The sequence below is a fragment of the Nocardia sp. NPDC004415 genome (assembly GCF_053602435.1).
In genome coordinates, this window is sequence record NZ_JBSGDP010000016.1 from 85,163 (window position 1) to 105,469 (window position 20,307).

Sequence of the window (20,307 nt, forward strand, 5' to 3'; positions counted from 1 at the left end):
CATTCCTTCGTGCGGGGGCGTGGGCGCCCTCTATTGTCGCATTGGCCGCGTGCCGTACCCGCTGGGTATCGTGGTCTGCCGCTGCCGCAACCGCGCGGCACCCCGACGAACGCGACGGAGCAGCCCGATTTCCCCGCTGGATACCGACACCGCAGACGCGCCACGCAGGCGCAGGCTCGAACCCGACGAGCGCCGCGCGCAGATCCTGGCCTGTGCCATCGACATGTTCGGCGAACGCCCCTACGCGGCGGTGTCGACCGCGGAACTCGCGCAGCGCGCCGGTGTCGCGCGCGGCCTGATCAACCACTATTTCGGCAACAAGCGCGACCTGTATCTGGCCGTGGTGCGCCGCATGGTGACCCTGCCGCGCGCGGAGAAGGTCTCGATCCCGCAGGGCACCCCGCGCGAACGGGTCGACTCGATCGTGGGCTGGCTGCTCGACACCATCGCCGAGCACGGCACCACCTGGGTGAAGGTCACCAGCCACGAAGGCGTCGGTGACGACCCGGAGGTCCAGCAGATCCTCGACCAGGCCGACGACGCCGCCGCCGAACGCATGCTGATGATGATCGGCCGTGCCGATATGGCAGACGATGCACGTTTGCGCGCACTGATCCTGGCCTACGCGGGCATGGTGAAGGTCGCCGGTCGTGAGTGGATCACCCGCGGCACGCTGACCAGGGAGCAGGTGCACCGGCTGCTGGCCGACACCCTGCTCACCGTGATGACCGAGACGATGCCGGTGGTGCGCGGCTAGCCGTCGTGCCCGCGCGGCGGCGGCATCTCGATGTCGCGGACGCTGTAGCGCTGCGGTCCGCGATGACCGGGAGCGTGCCCGCTGCGCCCGTAGGCCACTTCGATGTGCTGTTCGCGCCGATGCTCGAACAGCAGTGCCCCGGCGCCGCCGAGCAGGAACACCGCGGTCCCGATCGCGCCGACCACGGCCCAGCCGATATTGCCGGAACCCGCGGCGACGAGCGTGCACGCCAGGCCCACGACGCCGATCGCGCACGCGATGATGCCCGGCACGTTGTAGTCGTCGGCGAGCAGATCGCCCGCCTGCGCGTGCCAGGCCCGCTGGTCTGCCGAAGGGGTGCTGCCGGACATGGGGTCCTCCTCGCGATCTCGGGCTGCTCGCCGGTCCCCCTGATGACCAGCATGGACCCGGACCCGCCGGCTGGGCAAAGGGGTTTGCCGGTTCGTTACCCGGGTCGATGCCTGTCGAGCCGGTGGTGTGCGTGCGCTGACACATTTGCCGGTTGTGCTCAACTCACCGATCACCAGTCCTTATCCTCTTCGCGTAACCCGGCGTCGCGAGCGGGCTCGTTCGCGTGGCCGGGGACAGATTTCGACAGAGGGACCCGGGGTTGATGGCACGGTACGAGCAATGGGACGACGACCCCGAGGAGGACGTGGACGATCGCCGGTGGAACGGCCAGCGCTGGCCGCACGCGAGCACCGACGACGGCCACGGGGGACGAGCGGCCGACCAGCCCCGGGTGAACCCGTACGCCATGGTGGCGCTGGCAGCCGCGCTGGTGCTGCTGTTCCCGATCGCGATCGTGTTCGGGCTGCTGTCGTTCGGGCATCCGCGCGGACGCGGGATCGCCGTGCTGGCGTTGCTGCTCGGCATCGCCGAGGTCGCCGCGGTGGCGACGGTGGGGCTGGCCGTGTACGGGGGCTTCGAGGTCTCGCTGCCCAGCCTCGCCCAGTCCACCGCGACGACGACGGCACCGACACCGGTGGTCTCGGCACACGGCACGCCCGCGGCGACCGGCGCGGTCCCCGCGGTGGTCCCGAGCCCGGCGGCCAACAGCGTGGTCCTGAAGGGCACGCCGTGCGCGGCGGAGCAGGCGGGCCTGCTCGGGGTTTCCGCCGACGGCGCGACGCTGCTGTGCCTGCGCTCGGGTGACACCCACAGCTGGTCGGGCCCGTTCCGGGTCTCCGGCGCGTACTACGAGGCGGGCGCGCGCTGCGATCCGTCGGTGGACAAGTCCGGTCGCACCGCCGACGACCACGCGCTGGTGTGCGAGGGCAAGGCGGGCAGCGGCAGCTGGGTGCCCTGGACGACCGAATAGCTCAGTCGGACTTCTTGGCCCGGCTGGGTTGCACCCGCGGGGGTTCGTTGGGCATCTTCGGATACTGCGGCGGCCACGGCGCGTCCATCAGGCCACCGGCCAGGTCGCGTTCGGACATCTCCAGCAGTGGGGCGATCGACTGCGGTGCCCGGTCGGCCCACGGGTCGCCGCGTTCGGCCAGGCGCGCGGGCACCGTCGCGAGGGTGAGTTCGTCGGGGACCACGGTGTCGAGTTCGGCCCAGTCGATCGGCGTAGAGACCTGCCCGCCGACCTTCGGCCGCACCGACCACGCGCCGAACACCGTCTTGTGCGGGGCGTTCTGGTTGAAGTCCACGAACACCCGCGACCCGCGTTCCTCCTTCCACCACTGTGCGGTGATCTCCTCGGGATAGCGGCGCTCGAGTTCGCGCGCCAAGGCCACCGCCGCGGCGCGCACCTCGTAGCCGTCCCAGCGGGGTTCGAGCGCTGCGTAGATGTGCAGACCGCGTGAGCCGGAGGTCTTCACCCGGCTGTCGATGCCGAGTTCGGCCAGCAGCTCGCGGGTGCGCACCGCGGCGACGCGCAGATCGTCGAAGCCGATGCCGGGGGAGGGATCGAGGTCGATCCGCAGTTCGTCGGCGATCCGCAGGTCGGGCACGTGGTTGGGCCACACGTGGAAGCCCAGGCAGCCCTGGTTCACCGCCCAGAGCACGTGCGCGAGGTCGTGGGCGACCAGGGCGTCGCTGGTGGTGCCGTTGGGGGTGGACACCTCCACCGTCCGCAGCCAGTCGGGCGCGGATTTGGGCACCCGCTTCTGGAACCACGACTTGCCCGAGGCGCCGTCGGGATAGCGCTCGAGCAGCAGCGGGCGGTTCCCGATCACCGCGAGCAACGGCCCGGCCACGGCCTGGTAGTAGCGGACCAGGTCGAGCTTGGTCTCCCCGCGCTTGCTGAAGTACACCTTGTCCGGATGGCTGATCGACAACATGCGGCCGTCGACCTCGAGCTCCACTGCGGCGCTCACCGGTGCGCTCCGAAGATCGCGTCGAGTTCGGCCGGGGCGACCTCGTCGAGCTGGGCGTAGGTACACGACTCGGGAGTGCGGTCGGCGCGGAAGCGGACCAGCCTGCCCCCGTGACGGAACCGCCCCGACTGGACGTGCTCGTAGCGCACCTCGGCGACCAGCTCCGGGCGCAACGCCACCCACGACAGATCCTTGCCGCCGGACCAGCGACTCAGCCCGCCGGGCATCTTGCCACCGGCCTCGGCCTGGGCGACCGCGTCGGCCCAGTCGCGCCACGGATGATTCTCCAGCGCGTTGTCCCGCAGCGGCGCGAGTTCACCGAGCAGTTCGCGGCGGCGCGCGGCGGTGAAACTCGAGGCGACGCCCACGTGGTGCAGGTTGCCCTCGTCGTCGAAGAGCCCCAGCAGCAGCGAGCCCACGCCCTCGCCGTCCTTGTGCATCCGGTACCCGGCGACCACACAGTCGGCGGTGCGCTCGTGCTTGACCTTGAGCATCACCCGCTTGTCCTGCAGATACGGCAGGTCGTCGGCCTTGGCCATCACCCCGTCGAAACCGGCGCCCTCGAACCGGGTGAACCAGTCCTGCGCGACATCGGGGTCGTGAGTGATCGGGGTGAGGTGGATGCGCCCCGGCGCGGCGTCGAGCAGCGATTCCAGGGCGCGTCGGCGCTCGGTGAACGGAGCGGTGGTGAGGTCGCGGTCGTCGAGGGCGAGCAGGTCGAAGGCGACGAAACTGGCCGGTGTCTCCGCGGCCAGTTTCCGCACCCGCGACGCCGCCGGATGCAGGCGCTGCTGCAGGGTGTCGAAGTCCAGGCCCTGGTCGGTGACGACGACGATCTCCCCGTCGACGACACAGCGCGGCGGCAGCGCGGCCTTCAGCAACTCGGCCAGCTCCGGGAAGTACCGGGTGAGCGGGCGGTCGTTGCGTGAGCCGAGTTCGATCTCCTCGCCGTCGCGGAACACGATGCAGCGGAACCCGTCCCATTTGGGCTCGTAGCTCAGGCCGGGCTCGCGGGGCAGCGACGGCGTGGACTTGGCCAGCATGGGGCGCACTGGCGGCAGCACCGGTAGATCCATCGATCCTCCTCGCGGGTGGGGTTCACCCGTGTCGACGATGCGAGCACGCCCGATTCATCGGTGTGGATCCGATCGTAGGGCCGAGGACCGACAGGAACCGGGAGCTCAGCTGTCGAGCCAGCCGTGTTCGTCGGCGAAGGTGGTGAACCGGTCGCGGATGGTGATGATCTCGGCGGCGGTGAGCGCCGGGGAGGCCTCCAGCAGCAGCTCGGTGATCTGCCTGCGCATGTCCTCGGACCCGAGCCGCTGGCCACCGGCCTTGCGGCCCTTGGCCGCCGACGGCGCCTGACCGACCGCGGTCAGATTGATCGCCTTGGGCCCGCGGTCACCCTCGGTGACATCGAATTCGAAGATCCGGCCCTGGCGCAGCTCGTCCTCGTCGAGGCCGATGTCGTTGACATGGACGAACACGTCGGGCCCGCCGTCGTCGGGCCGGATGAACCCGAATCCCCGTGACCCGTCGAACGACACCAATTTCCCGATGGACACCAACCAGCTCCTCAGCTCCGCTTCCCGACGCCTACTCTAACGTGGCATTTGGGCGTTTTACCCGGAAAGTGGTCAGCCGACAGACGGTGGTCACAATCAGGTAACTTTGCGTTGATCTCCACTCGTTAGCGTTCCGAATCTGTTCGGTGGCGTGGAGGTTGCAGGCGAGTGTTCGACCCCGGTGCACCCGTGCCGCGACCGCGCCCGGCGCACGTGCCGCTGGCACCGGCCCAGGAGCGGATGTGGCACGCCGCCCGCCTGGGCCGCTCGGCGGACTGGAATGTCGCGCGCGCCATGCGATTGCGCGGCACCGGCATCGACGTGGCCGAACGCGCCGTCTCCGAAGCCGAACTCGCCGCCACGATCGCGGACCTCGCGCGCCGGGCCTTCGACCTCACCCGCGACCTGCCGGTGCGGGCACGGGTGCTCGTCCTCGGCCCCGACGAGGTGGTGCTCGTGCTGGTCGTGCACCACATCTCGGTCGACGGCCGGTCGATGGGGCCGCTGATCCGCGATCTGGTCACCGCCTACCTGGCGTGCCGTGCGGGCGCTGCTCCCGCCTGGGCGCCGCTGCCGCTCAGTTACACCGACTACACCCTGTGGAAGCACGACCGGCTCGGCGACTTCACCGACGAGTGGAGCCGGGCCACCCATCAGCTGCGCTACTGGGCGAATGCGCTGGCGGGCAGGCCCGCGCAGCTGAGGTTGCCCGCGCGCGAACAGCTCTCGCCACCGGCGGACCCGGCGGCGGGCGCGCTGCTCCCGCTGTCCTTCGACGCGCGCACCCACGCGGGGCTGCTGCAACTGGCCCAGGACGGTCGGGCCAGCCTGTTCATGGTGCTGCAGGCGGCCTTCGCGGTGACCGTCGGCGCCTTCGCGGGCAGCGCCGACGTGACGGTGGCGACCGCGGTGTCCGGGCGCGAACACCGGTTGCTCGACGAGCTGGTCGGCAACTTCTCCGACGACGTGCTGATGCGCGTGCGCCTTGACCGCGCCGCCGATGTCGAGGACCTGCTCGAACAGGTCCGGCGGGTCGCGCTGGCGGCCTACGCCCACCCCGACACCCCCACCCCGCGACTCAAGCGCTGTCTGCTCCAGGACGCCGCCCTCCCGCTGTTCCAGGCGACACTGATCCTGCAGCGTGCCGCGACGCCCGCTGTCGCCTCCGCCGAACCCGCTGCCGCACAGGTGCTGTCGATCACCGAGATCCCCACGGGCGTGGTGCGGGCCAAACACGATCTCGAGTTCGGCTTGACCGACCACTACGACCCGCTCGGCGCGCCCGCCGGGATCGACGGCTCGTTCTGCTATCCGCTCGCACGCTTCGACGAGGAGACCGCCGCGCGGTTCGTCGACCGCTTCCGCGGCGTGGTCACCCTGCTGGCCGACGGCTACCGCGGCCCGCTGACCGCGCTGCTGGCCACCACCGGCCGCCGATCGGTGGGCACCGCCCGCCGGACAGCCCGAATACTGCTCTGATCAGCCACGTTCCAGCGGCAGCCCCGCGTCACGCCAGGCGACGATGCCCCCGTCGAGGCTGAACGCGTCGAATCCGGCCCGCCGTGTCACGGCGGCGAAGCGCTGGGAGGTCTCGCCCACCGGGCACACGAACACCACCGGCCGCGACCGGGGGAACGGGATGCCCTGGGTGAGCAGGTCGTCGAGCTGGTCGTCGCGAATGTTCACGGCGCCGGGGACGTGCCCGACCCGATAGGCCATCGCGCCGCGGGTGTCGACGACGGTGGGCCGGCCGGTGCGGTCGAGCTCGGCCAGTTCGGCGGGGGACAGCGCCGGGGCGGCGTCGCCGGGACCCGGCGCCGCGGGCGCGGCGGGCTTGCCGAACAGGTCGGGCCTGCGCTGGGCGAGATAGGACAGATACGGTTCGAGCCGGTCGCAGACGATGAGCACGGCCACCAGCGGCCTGTCCGCGGGGCGGGGCGCGGCCGCGAGCGCGCGCAGGGCCGCCGCGTAGGCCGCGCCGCTGGTCGGTCCGGCGAGGACCCCGAAGCCGCGGGCCAGGGTGAGGGTGGCCTCGATCGCGGTCGCGGAGTCGACGGTGACGATCTCGTCGTAGAACCCCGGCTGGAACAGCCCGACCTCCCACATCTCGCGCTCGGACCGGATGCCGGGAATGAAGTCGAACCGGTCGGAGACCACCCCGACGGTGCGCAGCGCGCGATGGTGGACGCGCAACGCGGTCGCGGTGCCGCGGGTCGAGCCGGTGGTGCCCAGGCCGCCCACGAGATAGTCCAGGGTGGCGATACCGGCCGCGGCGAGGTCGGCGGCGATCTCGGCGCCGGTGCCGTCGTGATGGGCCGCCACATTGCGCTCGCTGGTGTACTGCGAGGGATGGAACCAGCGCCCCGGCGCCTGACCGATCGTCTGCTCGATCACCGCCGAGACATCGTCGGCCGCTTGTGGATCGGGGCATTCCGACAGCCCGGGCAGCTCCACGATCTCGGTACCGAGCAGCTGCAACAGCTGACGGACCTCGGTGACCCGGATGCGATTGGTCACCGCGCGCAGCGGCACCCCGTGCAGGGCGCCGAGCACCCGCAACGCCTTGGCGGTATTACCGCTGGACGCCTCGATGAGCGACCGGTTCTCGGCGGTGATCCCGGCGAGGTCGTCGCGGATCATCGCCCAGGCGACCCGATCCTTCACCGAACCGAACGGGTTGTGCGACTCCAGCTTCGCGTACAGCTCGACCTCGGCGAGGCCGTGCACCGCCGGATCGAGCCGGAGCAGGGGAGTGTCACCGATCAGCTCGGTGATGTGGGAATAGATCATCACCGCTCCCCGGGCCGGTATCCGGCATCGGGGCACAGCACGTACCCGGCGTCCGCGCGCGTCACCGCCACCTTCACCGGGATCGGATGCATCGCGGCGCTCGCCGCCGACAGGTCCGTGAGATAGGCGGCGGTATTGGCGAACACCACCGCGTCGCCCGGCACGGGCAGCTGCTCGACACGGACCTGTCGCTGGGTCACCAGGTCCCGTTCCAGGCACAGGTGTCCGGCGAAATACACCCCGGCGGGACCGGTTCCGGTCGCGTCGGTGAGCACGATCGGGTCGATGAGCACCTCCTGATCGGCGGCGGTGACGGTGTCGCGACTCAGATTCAGATGCACCAGCGTCGCGCCGGCACCGGTCCGTTTGACGAATTCGACCTGGGCCACTGTGATCCCGGCCCGATCCACGAGCGCCTTGCCCGGCTCGAGCCAGAGTTCGAGCAGATTGTCGGCGAGCACCCGGCTCAACGCGCGGCCGCCGTGCCCCGGCAGCGGTGCCGCGAGCAGCTCGGCGAGCAGGGCCGGGGCCGGGTCGATATTGGCGTACTTGTGGAACACGGCGCGCCCGTGCACCGTGCCGTCGCTCACGTGATAGCCGAAGGTGTTGCCGCCCCAGTGCAGCGCGGGCCCCTGACCGAGCAGGCCCGCGCGCAGGGCGGTGTCGTAGGCGTCGTACCCGGTGGGGTCGCCGGTGAAGACCTGGCGCAGGCCGCCGCCGATGTCGAGCACCGTCGGTGCCAGGCCGCGCGCGTAGGCGCGCTCGACCAGTTCCAGGCAGTCCGCGACCGCGCGCACCCGCTCCGCGGTCGAGGCGGTGTCGAGATGGAAGGCGAACCCGCGCAGGCGCAGCCGGTCCCGATGCCGCACGAGCAGATCCAGGGCGCTGTCGATCTCGGCGAGGTCGACCCCGAACCGGCTCGGCGCGCTGCCCGCGAATCCCGACACCCGTACCAGCACCGCGGCCGGACCGAGCCCGGCGAGGGTCTCGAGCTCCCAGAGATTGTCGACATTGACCGTCACCCCCGCCGCGCAGGCCGCCGTGAGCAGCGTGATGCCCTTGGGTCCGGTGACCTCGATCCGCTCGGCCGCGAACCCCGCCGCCCGCGCCGACCGCAGCTCCGGCACCGACGCGACATCGATGCCGATGCCCGCCTGCGCCGCAGTCCGGGCGAAGGCCGCGGAGCGATTCACCTTGTGCGCGTAGCAGATCCGGTACCCGAGCCCGGCGGCGTCGAGCACGCCGCGCAGGGCGGCCAGATTGGCGGCGAACACCTGCGGGAACACCAGGTGCAGCGGTGACCCGAACCGCCGCAGCGCCTCACGCGCCGCGGCCCGGTCGTCGACGAACGCGGCGACCAGCGGGGCGAGAGCGGCGGGAACGGCGGGCGGGGTCATCCCACCGACGCGCCGGGCAGCGGCGCGGGCGCCTCGTCGACAGGGTTGTAGCCGCCGTCGCGCAGTGCCTCGAAGACCCGGAACCGGTGCCGTGGGCTGCGGATGCGCGCCGCCACCCGCTTGGACTCCAGATCGATCGCCAGCACCGGGATCTGCATCGACTCCAGCAGCGCGGTGATGGTACGCACGCAGTGCTTGCAGCTCATGTCGGGCACGAAGAAGACGCCGTCGTCGCCGTGCGAGGTGGCCGGTGGGGCCGGGGAGGTGTCGGTGACGAGTTCGACCGTGCCCGCCAGGTCGGTGAAGGTCTCGACGAAGCGGTCCACGACCGCCACGAGCACCGATGACCCGCCGGTGTCGGCCGCCGCCGGGCACGCGGGGACGGTGCCGGGCGCCAGCAGCGCGTACTGGCGCGAGATCAGATCGAGGTCGTCGTGATACTTCGCGACGGCGGCCTCGGTATCGAGTCCCTCCTCGGTCGTGGCGCGGCGCATCACCGCGTGGGCGTCCGCGACGGTGGCGTCCTTCATCGCACGCAGCAGCGCGAGCGACTCGGCGGTGTAGCGCACCCGGCCGCCGGGCAGGGTCTCCAACCGCACCGGAATCATCCCGCGCCGGAACGTGGAGGCTTGCAGTTCCCAGAACCACCTCGTCGCGACCGCGGCGAAGATCCCCGAATCCCGCAGGCCGGTGGCGAATTCGACGATGCCGCGATAGGGGGTGTCCCCGGCGATGAGCCCGTGCTGCACCAGCGCGCGCCCCGCCGCCTCGATCCCGACGCGGACGATCTCGACCGGCTCGTGATCGGTCGTGGTGCCCAGCAGCACCGCCCGGTCCGGCGCCGGGAGCGCGGCGGCCCGCTCGGCCAGTCCCGATCCGGCCACCGCGCGCCACAGCGCCAGCACGGTCTCCCTGGCGACGACGGCGAGTTCGGGCCCGGCACCCGCGTCGTGGACGTAGCCGGTGTTCGGGATACCCGCCGAGTCGGTCCAGGTGAGCCGGTGGGTGGCGCTGGTGACCTGTTCCGGCAGGCACGGCCGCATGAACCGTTCCAGATACAGCCGCTGGGATTCGGTCAGCGCCCGCCCGGGTTTCGGCCGTAAGGCACTGGCGCGCACCGTGATCCGCACCGGCACGGCGGCCTCGGTGGCGGCGAACAGTCCGGGCTCGGCCAGCCGGGCCAGGATCCGGGCCGTGGCGCGGCGATCGTAGTTCTGCGCGGGAGGCGTACCCATCAGTGCTCCTCGGCTCGGGGACAGGTCGTGGCTCAGCGCCGGTGACCGGCGATACCGGCCACACAGTCGAGGAAACGGTCGATCTCGGCGAGGGTCGTGTAGAGATGGGTGCTCACCCGCACCGAACCGGCCCCGTCCTCGGCCGCGGGCACACAGTGCGCACCCGTGCGGACCAGGAAACCGTCCTCGGCCAGCACGAATCCGAGATCGGCCGCGCTGATCCCGTCGAGGGTGAACGAGACGATGCCGTAGCCGACGGCACAGTCCGCGTGGGCGGGTCCGGGCAGGAACTCCAGCCCGGGCAGCGGGCGCAGGCCCTCGACCAGACGCAGCGTCAGTTCCTGGTTGTGCGCGGCGATCGCGGGCAGGCCGATCTCGTCGAGCAGGTCGAAAGCCGGTGCGAGCGAGAGTATTCCGGGCAGGTTCAGCGTCCCGCCCTCCAGCAGCGCGGGCATCCCGGACCCCCGCAGCCCCGTCTCGGTGACCCGCACGCCCGACCCACCCCCGGGCAGGAACGGGCGCAACCGCTCGTGCACGCGCCGATGGCAGTACAGCAGCCCGACCCCGGGCGCGCCGAACATCTTGTGCCCGGCGAACACGGCGAAATCGGCACCGAGCGCGGTGAGGTCGACCGGCAGGTGACCGCCGCTCTGCGAGCAGTCGAAGCACAGCAGGATCTCCGGATCGATCCGGCCGCGCAGCTCCTCGAGTGTGGTCAGCCCGCCGTACACGTGATGCAGGTGCGTCGTGGTGATCAACCGTGTGCGCGGACCCACCTGGGCGAGGATGTCGTCGATATCGGCCTCGCCGGAGCGGGTGCTGCGATACGGCCGCAGTACGATCCGGCGGCCGAAATGCGCGAGGGTGTCGCGCAGGTGATGCCAGGGCAGCACATTGGCGGCGTGGTCGGCGGGGTTGTAGAGGATCTCGTCGCCGTCGGCGAGCCCGGTCAGGCCCCAGCTGTGCGCGACCGTGCCCAGTGCCGCGGTGGCCCCGCTGGTGAACACGATCTCGTCGGGATGGCGTGCCCCGAGGAAACCGGCCGCCCGCGCCCGGATCGCCTCGACCCGGGCGGCCAGCGTCGTCGCCCAGCCGTAGGTGCCCCGGCCCGCGTTGGCCGTTCGCGCGCGGTGGTAGCCGGTGACCGCGGCGATGACGGACTCCGGCTTCTGCGTGGTGGCGGCACTGTCGAGATAGACCACGCCCGTCTCGCCCAGCGCGGGGAAGCGCGCCCGGACCGTGGCGGGCACCGGCGAGTGCCGGGTCGCCGGAACGGCGGCGAGCTCGGGCCGGAGGGGGTGCACGCGTTCAACGATACGCGCGGACAACACATTTCGGCCTCGACAACGGTCGAGGCGGTCAGTATCTGCCCTGCAGATAGTCGACCAGGTGCCCGCGTTCCTCGGCGAGTTCGGTGATCTCGCTCTTGACCACGTCGCCGATGCTCACGATGCCGACCAGGCGGTCCTCGCGCACCACCGGCATGTGCCGGATCCGGTGGTCGGTCATGATGTGGCGCAGTGAGGAGACGTGGTCGTCGGGCCCGCAGGTGCGCACCCGCACGGTCATGATCTCGGCGACCGGGCGGTCGAGCAGGGCCGCGCCGTCACGGTCGAGGCGGCGCACCACATCGCGTTCGGAGACGATTCCGCTGATCGTCGCGCCGTCGGGGGAGACCACCACCGCGCCGATATTGTGCCCGGCCAGGACGCCGAGCAGGGCGCGCACCGTGGTCTGCGGTGGCACGGTCGCCACCGCCGCTCCCTTGTTCCGCAGGATCTCCGCTATCCGCATGGGCCACTCACTCGGGTCGCACGGGCCGTACGACTACCAGCATGCCCCGCGAACGCGGCGCTGACCAGCACGGAGAAGTTACGGACTATTCGTCGTCGAGGCCGGCCGAGAGATAGGCCGCCGCGGCCAGCCACTGCCTGCACTGGGGGCCGTGCACATCGTGCTGGCGCAGCATCTCGCGCGCCTGGCGATAGGTGAGGCTGTGCGGCTCGTCGCCGCAGGCGGTGGGCGGGGCTACCGCCGCGCCGAGGTGTCGCGGGATCTCGAGGCCCACCGTGGTGGCGGCCGAGATCCGGCGGGGTGTACGAAACGGACTGCTCATCCGAGGCCCCTCACATCCGGCGCCGGTGGGTCGGTCCGGCCGGTGTGCCGTCGACCTTCCGGTGATCTCGAGGGCTGAGTCTACGGTCGCTTCGTTTGCAGATGCAAGAACATCTGCACACCCGTTCGCGGCGTGTCGCGCGGCCGATCGGCTTGTGGCGCTTGCGAATTCAGGGGGCTGGACAACCCTGTGGGCGGGGCCTGGCTGGTCCTGACGTCGGGTAAGTACCGACCGGTGCGCCGGGTGCCGCCGCGTGTTAGTGTCCGCGTCGAATCATGCAGATGCAAGAACGTTTGAGCGTGCATCTGCAAATTTCGTACCGATGGGCATCATTCGAGAACGAGGAGTGTGGCGTGTCCGGAATCCAGCATGATCAGCGCGAACGCCCGGGCGTCGGCGCGTGGCGCAAGAGCACGTTCAGCAACCCCAGCGGCAACTGCGTCGAGCTCGCCGAGGCGACCGACGGTTCGGTGGCCGTGCGCAACTCGCGCGACCCGAAGGGCTCGGTGATCTTCTATACCCGGCCCGAGATCGACGCGTTCATCCGCGGCGCGAAGGCCGGAGAGTTCGACTATCTGACGCAGTGATCGGTAATATCGGCGTCCATGACGGCTGAACCCGACGAGATCGGTCGCGTACAACCGGTTGTCGACCGTGGCCCCACCGTGCTGCGTATCGCACTCGGCGGCCAGTTGCGCAAGCTCCGCGAAGGCAAGGGCATCACCCGTGAGGCCGCGGGCGACGCGATCCGTGGTTCCCACGCGAAGATCAGCCGGCTCGAGTTGGGCCGCACCGGATTCAAGGAACGCGACATCCGCGACCTGCTCACCCTCTATGGGGTGCACGATGTCGCCGAGCGGGAATCGTTCTTCGAACTCGCCCGGCAGGCAAGCGAACCCGGCTGGTGGCATCGCTACAGCGACCTGCTGCCGTCGTGGTTCAGCACCTACCTCGGGCTCGAACAGGCCGCCAGCCAGATCCGGACCTACGAGGCGCAACTGGTGCCGGGTCTGCTGCAGACCCCGGAGTACACCAGGGCGATGGTCACCCTCGGGTTCGACGACGCCGAGACCGAACGCCGGGTCCAGGTCCGTCAGTTGCGTCAGGACATCCTGCGCCGGGTCGACCCGCCCGTGGTGTGGGCGGTGATCGACGAGGCCGTGCTGCACCGCCCGGTCGGCGGTCGCGAGGTGCACCGCGCGCAGCTGCGCTACCTGGCCGAGCTCTCCGAGCTGCCCAATGTCACCGTGCAGGTCCTGCCGTACGCGGCGGGCGGGCACGCGGCGGCGGGCAGCTCTTTCTCGATCCTGCGCTTCGCCGAACCCGAGCTGCCCGACATCGTCTACCTCGAGCAGCTCACCAGCGCGCTGTACCTCGAGCGCAGGCAGGACCTGGCGCTGTACCTGTCGGTCATGGACCAGCTCAGCGTGCAGGCCGCCCGGCCGGACCGCTCGCGCGAGATCCTGCTGGAGTACGCCGAGCGCGACTGAACGAACAGGGAAGCGCTGACGCCGACCGGCACGGAGCCGGTCGGCGTTGTCGTCAGTAGCGGATACAGCCTGCGGCGATGCGCCAGAAGGTGTCGGGGGCCAGCGTCTGCAGGTCCCAGTCGTCGGCCATCTCGTGCGCGGTGGTCACGATCCGGTCGATGTCGAAGTCGTTGCGAGTCGCCGCGCCGGTGGATTCCACGGCGTCGATGACGAAGGCGACCGCGGTCTCCCTGGAACACCCGGAGGTGATCGGGAAGGTGGTCCCCGCGCGATCGGCGAGACCGAAACGGCCTGTGGTGTTGTTCATTTTGAGCGCCCCTGTGTTTAGGCAGTGGCAAACCCAGGGCAACTAATACCCCGGGTGAGCCGCTCGCGGCCTCCCCTGACTATCCCCTGAATTGTGTTGCGGCCCTGAGTTTAGGACGGGGACACTTTCAGATGCAAGCACATCTGCACGATCGATTCCGTCTCGATGCGCTGCATTTCCCGGCTTCTGAGCGGCGAATCCGTGGCGGCCCCGCGGTGCGGGCCGGGCGGATCTCCCGGGCGATGGCGTGACCGGCGGTTCATAGGTATTCCTTGGTCGCCGGAATGCCCACCGGTGGAATCTGGAATGACTCCGACCGGCGAATACTGTTGCGATAGTTAATTTTCGGCTATCGAAATCGCGGCGACCGCCGTGTCGATCGGCTGCGTGCCGGAGACCAGCTCGAGGGTGTGCCGAAAGGTGTTGTCCGCGACCAAGATCGACGCGAGCGCGGCGGCCACGTCGGCGCGCGGGATGTCGGCGCGCGGAATCGGCGGCGGACCGAGCGTGACCAGACCGTTGCCTTCGGCGTCGGTCAGCCGGCCGGGCCGCACGATCGTCCAGTCCAGGGTGCGGGCCCGCAGATCGTCCTCGGCGCGGGTCTTAGCGTCGAGATAGGCCGCCCACACCTCGTCGGTGCCGGGCGCGGGCGGCTGACCCGCGCCCATGGTGGAGATCTGCACGAACCGCCGCACGCCGGTGCGCTCGGCGGCGTCGGCCAGCGCCACCGAGCCGCCCAGGTCCACGGTGTACTTGCGCTCGACGCCGCTGCCCGGGCCTGCGCCCGCGGCGTAGACCACCGCGTCGGAGCCGTCGAGGGCGGCGGCCAGGTCGTCGGTGGTGTCGCGTTCGAGGTCGTAGATCACCGGGACGCCACCGGTGGCGGCGACGTCGGCGGCCTGGGCGGGGTCGCGGATCAGGGCATGGACCCGGTCGCCGCGGCGGGTGAGCCGCTGGGCGAGCAACAGAGCGATCTTGCCGTGTCCACCGGCGATGACGATGCGCATGCGAGGTGCTCCTTTCGGGGCGGTCAGCGTTCCGGGCCGCCGGGATTGCAGTTGGCCGACACCGTGGCCGGGTAGCCGACATCGGGTCGCCAGGGTTCGAGATTCCAGCTCGGCTTGTCCGGTGCCACCATCCTGGCCCAGACCCAGTGGCAGCGGAACTGGTCGAACATGCCGGGGGAATCCGCGGTGGCGTCCGCCGCCAGGACCTCGCCCCAGGCGAGCTGATCGGCCCCCGGCGCCGCGGTCTTGCGGCCCGCGACGGTCGGGAAGATCTGCAGGCGGGGGCCGTCGACGTTCTCGGTCCAGCTCACGTGATCGATGAGCGGCTGCCCGGCATAGGGGTCGACCGTGGTGGTCGGCGGTGCGATGGTGGCGGGGACGCGCGGGGTGGTGCGCGGCGGCGTGGTGGTCGTGGTCGTCGTCGAGGCGGACGCGGTGGGCTCGTCGGCGGGACCGCAGCCGGCGAGCGCGGCGGCCACGCAGACGGCCAGCGCGGGGTGGTACCACCGGATCACGAACGCCTCCTGTTCCCGCGGCACCGGTACGGGCCGCCCGGCCAGCCTAGTGCGGCGGCCGGGGCCGTGCCGGTGCTCGCGCGGGCTCAGTGCCAGAGTGAGCGGCAGGGCAGGCGGCGTAAACCGGGGCCGACCTGGCCGTCCACGGTGACCAGCAGCCCGGCCGCGACCGCCGCGGAGGTGAACTCCCAGGCTTCGGCCTGGGTGGCGGCGTAACGCAGCACCAGCACGTCCGCGGGGGTGGGGCCATCGAAGTAGACCGTGATCCGCCGCGTGGGTATTTCGCTCCGGTCGACCGGCTGGGAGGTCGCGGCAATGTTCTCGTCGGTGCGAATCATGGCGTGCTCCTTCTGCCCCGGCGCTGGTGGGCGCCTTCCTACTCGACGGTAGGACCCCGGCCATCGAGTGGAACATGTTCTGGTCTTCGCCTGGAGATCTCACAGTTCGCCCGGCCGGTCGCGTGCGTCGACCCCAGCGGGCGCGGTACAGGGCTTGCTTCCGGCCACAGCATCGCCGGGCGGCGATTGTGAGCCGCGCCGATCTTGCCGGGATGGGGTTCCGACGGGCCACGGTACCGGTCAGGATCGGCGGTGACGGCAGCGACACGGGAGGGACAGCCGGATGACCTGGATTGCCGCGGCGCGACGTAGTCGGCCGCGCCGGACACTGCTCGCGACGATGGTGGCGGCGCTGCTCGCGGTGACCCCTGCCGCGAGCCACGGCACCCCGCTCTACCCGAGCGCCGATCCCGACCCGATGTACGGTCAGCCCGCCGGCCTGGCCGATCACCGGCCCGGTGACGTGCTCGCGGTGCGGTCGATGCCGCCGCTGGCGATGTTCCCCGACACCACGGTCACCCTCATCCAGTTCCGTTCCACCAACTCCGCGGGCGAGCCGATCGCGGCCACCACCACCGTGCTGCAGCCGAACAACCAGCAGCCCGACGCGCCGGTGCTGTCGTATCAGCACATCATCAACGGGCTCGGCGTGCAGTGCTCGGTGTCCAAGGTGCTCTACACCGACGACCCGAATCTCATGGTGCGCGAGGCGGTGTTCTGGAACGTGGCGCTGCGCCGCGGCTGGACGATGGCCCTGCCCGACCATCTCGGCCCGAACTACGCCTACGGCGCGGCGAAGCTGGGCGGACAGGTCACCCTCGACGGCATCCGGGCCATCCGTCAGGTGGAGCAGTTGCGCGTGCAGCACAGCCGGGTCGCGATGGCGGGCTACTCCGGCGGCGGCATGGCGACCGCGTGGGCGGCGGCCCTGCAACCCACCTACGCGCCCGAGGTCGAGATCGCCGGTGCGGCCATGGGCGGGGTGCCGATGAACCTGGTCTCGATGCTGGAAGGGCTCGGTTTCGGCTCGCACCCGGTGTTCGGGCTGGCGCTGGCCGCGGGGATCGGGCTGGAACGCGAGTATCCCGAACGGTTCCCGATCAGCGACCAGATGAACGCCCGTGGCCTGGCCGCCCGCGCCGCCATCGCGAACGCCTGCACCAACGACATCCTCAGTACCGGTGCGGGACACGGCATTCTCGACTTCGCCGCGACCACCTCCCTGGTCGACGACCCGCAGGCCCGCGCGGTGGTGGAGGAGAACAGCCTCGCGCTCTACGACGGCGCGCCCACCATGCCGGTCTTCGAATGGCATTCGCCCATCGACGGCCTGATCCCCGTCGACGCCATCACCGACACCATGCGCCGCTGGTGTGTGGCGGGCGCGCCGGTGGTCACCCAATCCACGCCGACCCCGGACCATCTCACCGCGGCCGTGCTCGGTCTGCCCGGGGCGGTGGGCTGGCTGGACGCGCGCCTGCGTGGAGAACCCGCACCCAGCACCTGCTGATCGGGCGCGCCCGAGGTTGCGATCGGGCGGCGGTGCGCACACGAGTCGGGCACGACGGCTTGGCCGCGCGCCCGCGCGGGCTACCGTGAGTGCACTGACGGCGGGCGTTCTTGGGGGAGATTCGGCGGAAATCGAAGCACCGCAACGCGTCACGTCTGTCGACGATTCCGTCGCCACCCGAAGGCGTGTGTGCTATGAGATCTGTGCGTGTTCTCCTCGGTTCGCTCGTATTACTGTGCTCGGTCACCGTCGGCACCGCCGCGGCCGATCCGCCGCCGACACCGGAATTCCCGGTGCCACAACCCGGTTCGCCCGGTTTCCTGCCCGATATCCAGCGCTGGATCGACCAGATCCTGCCGTCCCCGATCCAGACCGATGCCGCGGCCGGTGATTCCGAGGCCGAACTGGCCGCCCTGCACGCGGCGGTGCTGCCGTCACCGGTCGGCGACGCGATGTTCGATCAGTGGCCCGACGGGCTGGCCGAGCTGGCACCCGGTGAGCTGATCGAGGTCCGCGACATCACCGCGACCGCGGGCCTGCTCACCCTGGTCCCGTTGCGCTCGGCCGCGCTGCTGAAATTCCGCACCTCCGACGCCCAGGGCAGGCCGTCGTTCACCACCGCCACCCTGATCGTGCCCGCCGCCGACTGGACCGGGCCGGGAGACCGCCCGGTACTGGTCAACAACCTGCCCATCGATGCGCTCGGCCGGGCCTGCACGCCGGGATACACGCTCTCGCACGGGCTCACGCTCGATACCAACATGACCGACTTCTTCCCGCCGACCACCCAGCTGGCCGCGCTGCGCGGGTACGCGGTGCTGGTGCCCGACCACGAAGGCCCGTGGATGGCCTACGCCGAGCCGTACATGGCCGGTCACGCCGTCCTGGACTCCATCCGCGCGATGCGCGGCTACGATCCGGCGGCCTACGGCGCGAGCCCGGTCGCGATGACCGGCTACTCCGGTGGCGCCATCGCCACCCACGGCGCGGCCAAACTCATCGAGTCCTACGCACCCGAACTGGCCGAGGTGATCGTCGGCGCGGCGCTGGGCGGAGTGCCCGCCGACTTCGAGATCCTCTCGCGCAGCATGAACGCCAACCTGGCCTCCGGGGTCTTCATGGCCGCGACCTTCGCCATCGGCCGCGAACGCCCACAGATCCTGGCCGCCATGAACAATCTCGCCCGCTGGGTGGCGACCTCGCCGATGAAGGACCAGTGCATCAGCGTCTTCGCCCTGCCCGGCGCCCTGCACCTGCCCATCGACATCGGCGCCAACATCACCGACCCACTGCGCTCGGACCTGGCCACCGAGATCTACGAGATCACCCGCATGTCAGGCATGCGCTCGGCGACACCGCTCTACATCTACAACGGCGAACAGGAATTCTGGATCCCCGCCGCCGGCGCCCGCAATCTCTACAACGAACAGTGCTCCCTCGGCGCGAACGCGGTCTACCGCAGCGTCTTCGGCGAACACGTCATCGGCGCGGTCACCGGCTACCCCGAAGCCATGCTGTGGCTCGACGAACGCCTACAGGGCCTCCCGGCCCACAGCGAATGCTGACCGCCGTACCCGCTCGAGCTCGTCTTCCAGCCGCTCGGAGCCTACGGTGATCACGTGATCCGTGAGCACACCGGCGACCTCCTCGGCGCCGACGCCGAAGCACTCGTCAACGCCGTGAACACGGTCGGGGTGATGGGCAAGGGAATCGCGTTGCAGTTCAAGCGAACCTACCCGCAGATGTTCCAGGACTACGCCCGCGCCGCCCAGGCAGGCGAGGTCCGGATCGGTGAGATGCACGTGTGGGCAACCGGCGCCACGCACGGTTCATCATCAACTACCCGACGAAACGGCACTGGCGTTCCCCGAGCCGCCTGGCCGACGTGGCCGCAGGCCTCCCAGCCCTCGCGGCCATGATCGAAGCGACCGACATCCGGTCCATAGCCATCCCCGCACTCGGCTGCGGCCACGGCGGCCTCGCCTGGACAACCGTAAAACCGCTCATCTACCAGACATTGGAGCCGTTGTCCGCAGTGGTCGACGTTCAACTCTTTTCACCCCCGAAATGAGGAGTCGGAAAACTCGTATCTGCTCGCCCGGGAACGAGTGCGTGAGCTCGCCCTGAGTCGACCGCTTCGTTATCCGGCTGTCGCCATGGAGTTCTCGCGTGGACGAAGTGGGGTGTCGATTGCCTATGCGACGACAGGTTGTCAGCGCCATGTCCAGGTGCCGTGTCGACAGCGGTCATGAAGTGCTGGACGTGCCTTCACCCTGTCTGACCTGCGCACTTGTCCGCTGTCGTCGCATGAGCCATTGCGAAAAGACTCGGAGATCCGACTTCGAGCCGGGGGAGGCGGTGAACAGTTCGAAATAGTTGCTCAGTTGTTCCAGACCGGCGCCCGTCAGCCAGATTCCATTGGAATGGCCTTCGTGAATCGACGGCACCGGCTTGCGGACATAGCTTATGTGATCAACGGTCCACTCGTTCTGCAATTTCTTCGGTGAGCCTTTTTCATCCTGCCGCTGAACCATGTTGCACCGCAGCATGATTAATCTGCCGCTCCGGATGCGAACTGGCGAAGCCCCTGGTAAGAGAGCTGATTACCACATCCACTCGTCCACCAGAGGCTTCACTTGCTGTTCTACCCTGCTGCGCTGCCGCTGTCACCTTCGACCCTACACTTCGTCGCCGACGTGATCCGCCGGCACCGCCGCGAAATCGGTTCACGCTGGCGGGCACTGGATCCGGGTCAACAAGCGATGCTCGTGCTGGTCTACCTGCGCAAAGGTGAACCCTTCACCGAACTCGGGGCCGGGTTCGGTATCTCGACGACCACGGCGTGGCGCTACGTCGAGGAAACAACCACGCTGCTCGCGGCACGAGCACCAGGATTGAAGTCAGCGCTGCGGACCGCGAAAGCTGCAGGTCATAGCTATCTGATCCTCGATGGCAC

General features: G+C 70.1%; 23 protein-coding genes and 1 pseudogene. 9 read left to right on the forward strand and 15 right to left on the reverse strand.

Annotation, left to right across the window (positions count from 1 at the left end):
* The first annotated feature begins 127 nt into the window (after nt 1-127).
* Entirely contained in the window at nt 128-757 is a 630-nt protein-coding gene (locus ACWEMY_RS10730) for a TetR/AcrR family transcriptional regulator (RefSeq protein WP_375935165.1), read from the forward strand.
* Here the strand turns inward: ACWEMY_RS10730 and ACWEMY_RS10735 are convergent.
* The gene (locus tag ACWEMY_RS10735; RefSeq protein WP_452389802.1) at nt 754-1,107 is read right to left on the reverse strand and encodes a hypothetical protein; all 354 of its coding nucleotides are present in this window, start codon (nt 1,105-1,107) and stop codon (nt 754-756) included. The two genes, ACWEMY_RS10730 and ACWEMY_RS10735, sit on opposite strands and share 4 nt — an antisense overlap.
* Before the next feature lie 263 nt (nt 1,108-1,370).
* Here ACWEMY_RS10735 and ACWEMY_RS10740 point away from each other — a divergent pair, with 263 nt between their 5' ends.
* Complete coding sequence (locus ACWEMY_RS10740; protein ID WP_452389803.1) at nt 1,371-2,078, forward strand: hypothetical protein; 708 nt, start codon at nt 1,371-1,373, stop codon at nt 2,076-2,078.
* 1 nt (nt 2,079) lies between these two features.
* Here the strand turns inward: ACWEMY_RS10740 and ligD are convergent, their stop codons facing one another.
* The 3 genes from ligD to ACWEMY_RS10755 all read right to left on the reverse strand — a co-directional run bounded on the left by ligD (nt 2,080) and on the right by ACWEMY_RS10755 (nt 4,649).
* Nucleotides 2,080-3,045, reverse strand: coding sequence for a non-homologous end-joining DNA ligase (ligD, locus tag ACWEMY_RS10745; protein WP_452389820.1), 966 nt, complete (start codon nt 3,043-3,045; stop codon nt 2,080-2,082).
* Between the two features lie 32 nt (nt 3,046-3,077).
* Nucleotides 3,078-4,157 carry an ATP-dependent DNA ligase gene (locus ACWEMY_RS10750; RefSeq protein ID WP_452389804.1) on the reverse strand — a complete coding sequence of 360 codons (1,080 nt, stop codon included), beginning with the start codon at nt 4,155-4,157 and terminating at the stop codon, nt 3,078-3,080.
* A gap of 105 nt (nt 4,158-4,262) precedes the next feature.
* Entirely contained in the window at nt 4,263-4,649 is a 387-nt protein-coding gene (locus ACWEMY_RS10755; protein WP_452389805.1) for a cold shock domain-containing protein, read from the reverse strand.
* A gap of 165 nt (nt 4,650-4,814) precedes the next feature.
* Between ACWEMY_RS10755 and ACWEMY_RS10760 the strand changes: the two genes are divergently transcribed.
* Nucleotides 4,815-6,125: a condensation domain-containing protein gene (locus ACWEMY_RS10760; RefSeq protein WP_452389806.1), complete on the forward strand. Its 1,311-nt coding sequence runs from the start codon at nt 4,815-4,817 to the stop codon at nt 6,123-6,125.
* On the opposite strand, the gene ACWEMY_RS10765 is transcribed toward ACWEMY_RS10760, so the two are convergent.
* From ACWEMY_RS10765 to ACWEMY_RS10790, 6 genes are all read right to left on the reverse strand, one after another.
* Nucleotides 6,126-7,436 carry a pyridoxal-phosphate dependent enzyme gene (locus ACWEMY_RS10765; protein WP_452389807.1) on the reverse strand — a complete coding sequence of 437 codons (1,311 nt, stop codon included), beginning with the start codon at nt 7,434-7,436 and terminating at the stop codon, nt 6,126-6,128.
* Nucleotides 7,436-8,833, reverse strand: a complete 1,398-nt coding sequence (locus ACWEMY_RS10770) for a decarboxylase (protein WP_452389808.1) — start codon at nt 8,831-8,833, stop codon at nt 7,436-7,438. Before ACWEMY_RS10770 ends, ACWEMY_RS10765 begins: the two co-directional genes overlap by 1 nt.
* Nucleotides 8,830-10,068 (reverse strand): heavy-metal-associated domain-containing protein, encoded by a 1,239-nt coding sequence (locus ACWEMY_RS10775; protein WP_452389809.1) that lies wholly within the window; start codon nt 10,066-10,068, stop codon nt 8,830-8,832. The genes ACWEMY_RS10770 and ACWEMY_RS10775 overlap by 4 nt, the downstream gene beginning before the upstream one ends.
* Nucleotides 10,069-10,100: 32 nt before the next feature.
* Nucleotides 10,101-11,372 (reverse strand): aminotransferase class V-fold PLP-dependent enzyme, encoded by a 1,272-nt coding sequence (locus ACWEMY_RS10780; RefSeq protein ID WP_452389810.1) that lies wholly within the window; start codon nt 11,370-11,372, stop codon nt 10,101-10,103.
* A 55-nt stretch (nt 11,373-11,427) separates the two neighbouring features.
* Complete coding sequence (locus ACWEMY_RS10785) at nt 11,428-11,862, reverse strand: CBS domain-containing protein (protein ID WP_452389811.1); 435 nt, start codon at nt 11,860-11,862, stop codon at nt 11,428-11,430.
* 85 nt (nt 11,863-11,947) lie between these two features.
* A complete protein-coding gene (locus ACWEMY_RS10790; RefSeq protein ID WP_375927257.1) occupies nt 11,948-12,184 on the reverse strand; it encodes a hypothetical protein in 237 nt (78 codons plus the stop codon).
* A 281-nt stretch (nt 12,185-12,465) separates the two neighbouring features.
* Here ACWEMY_RS10790 and ACWEMY_RS10795 point away from each other — a divergent pair, with 281 nt between their 5' ends.
* Together ACWEMY_RS10795 and ACWEMY_RS10800 are read left to right on the forward strand one after the other, a co-directional pair.
* Nucleotides 12,466-12,771, forward strand: a complete 306-nt coding sequence (locus tag ACWEMY_RS10795) for a DUF397 domain-containing protein (protein WP_452389812.1) — start codon at nt 12,466-12,468, stop codon at nt 12,769-12,771.
* 18 nt (nt 12,772-12,789) lie between these two features.
* The gene (locus tag ACWEMY_RS10800) at nt 12,790-13,674 is read left to right on the forward strand and encodes a helix-turn-helix domain-containing protein (protein ID WP_375927261.1); all 885 of its coding nucleotides are present in this window, start codon (nt 12,790-12,792) and stop codon (nt 13,672-13,674) included.
* A gap of 52 nt (nt 13,675-13,726) precedes the next feature.
* Here the strand turns inward: ACWEMY_RS10800 and ACWEMY_RS10805 are convergent, their stop codons facing one another.
* From ACWEMY_RS10805 to ACWEMY_RS10820, 4 genes are all read right to left on the reverse strand, one after another.
* Nucleotides 13,727-13,981, reverse strand: coding sequence for a hypothetical protein (locus tag ACWEMY_RS10805; protein WP_452389813.1), 255 nt, complete (start codon nt 13,979-13,981; stop codon nt 13,727-13,729).
* Nucleotides 13,982-14,319: 338 nt separating this feature from the next.
* Complete coding sequence (locus tag ACWEMY_RS10810; RefSeq protein ID WP_452389814.1) at nt 14,320-14,988, reverse strand: SDR family oxidoreductase; 669 nt, start codon at nt 14,986-14,988, stop codon at nt 14,320-14,322.
* Between the two features lie 23 nt (nt 14,989-15,011).
* Entirely contained in the window at nt 15,012-15,503 is a 492-nt protein-coding gene (locus tag ACWEMY_RS10815; protein WP_452389815.1) for a DUF2599 domain-containing protein, read from the reverse strand.
* Nucleotides 15,504-15,589: 86 nt separating this feature from the next.
* Nucleotides 15,590-15,841 (reverse strand): hypothetical protein, encoded by a 252-nt coding sequence (locus ACWEMY_RS10820; RefSeq protein ID WP_375927269.1) that lies wholly within the window; start codon nt 15,839-15,841, stop codon nt 15,590-15,592.
* 283 nt (nt 15,842-16,124) lie between these two features.
* Between ACWEMY_RS10820 and ACWEMY_RS10825 the strand changes: the two genes are divergently transcribed.
* From ACWEMY_RS10825 to ACWEMY_RS10835, 3 genes and pseudogenes are all read left to right on the forward strand, one after another.
* Nucleotides 16,125-17,351 (forward strand): lipase family protein, encoded by a 1,227-nt coding sequence (locus ACWEMY_RS10825; RefSeq protein ID WP_452389816.1) that lies wholly within the window; start codon nt 16,125-16,127, stop codon nt 17,349-17,351.
* A gap of 194 nt (nt 17,352-17,545) precedes the next feature.
* Nucleotides 17,546-18,916, forward strand: a complete 1,371-nt coding sequence (locus ACWEMY_RS10830; protein WP_452389817.1) for a lipase family protein — start codon at nt 17,546-17,548, stop codon at nt 18,914-18,916.
* A 132-nt stretch (nt 18,917-19,048) separates the two neighbouring features.
* Nucleotides 19,049-19,422, forward strand: a pseudogene (locus tag ACWEMY_RS10835) (macro domain-containing protein).
* Between the two features lie 175 nt (nt 19,423-19,597).
* Here the strand turns inward: ACWEMY_RS10835 and ACWEMY_RS10840 are convergent.
* Entirely contained in the window at nt 19,598-19,885 is a 288-nt protein-coding gene (locus ACWEMY_RS10840; protein ID WP_452389818.1) for a hypothetical protein, read from the reverse strand.
* Between the two features lie 102 nt (nt 19,886-19,987).
* Here ACWEMY_RS10840 and ACWEMY_RS10845 point away from each other — a divergent pair.
* The coding region (locus tag ACWEMY_RS10845) for a helix-turn-helix domain-containing protein (protein ID WP_452389819.1) at nt 19,988-20,307 on the forward strand (320 nt) is incomplete at its 3' end.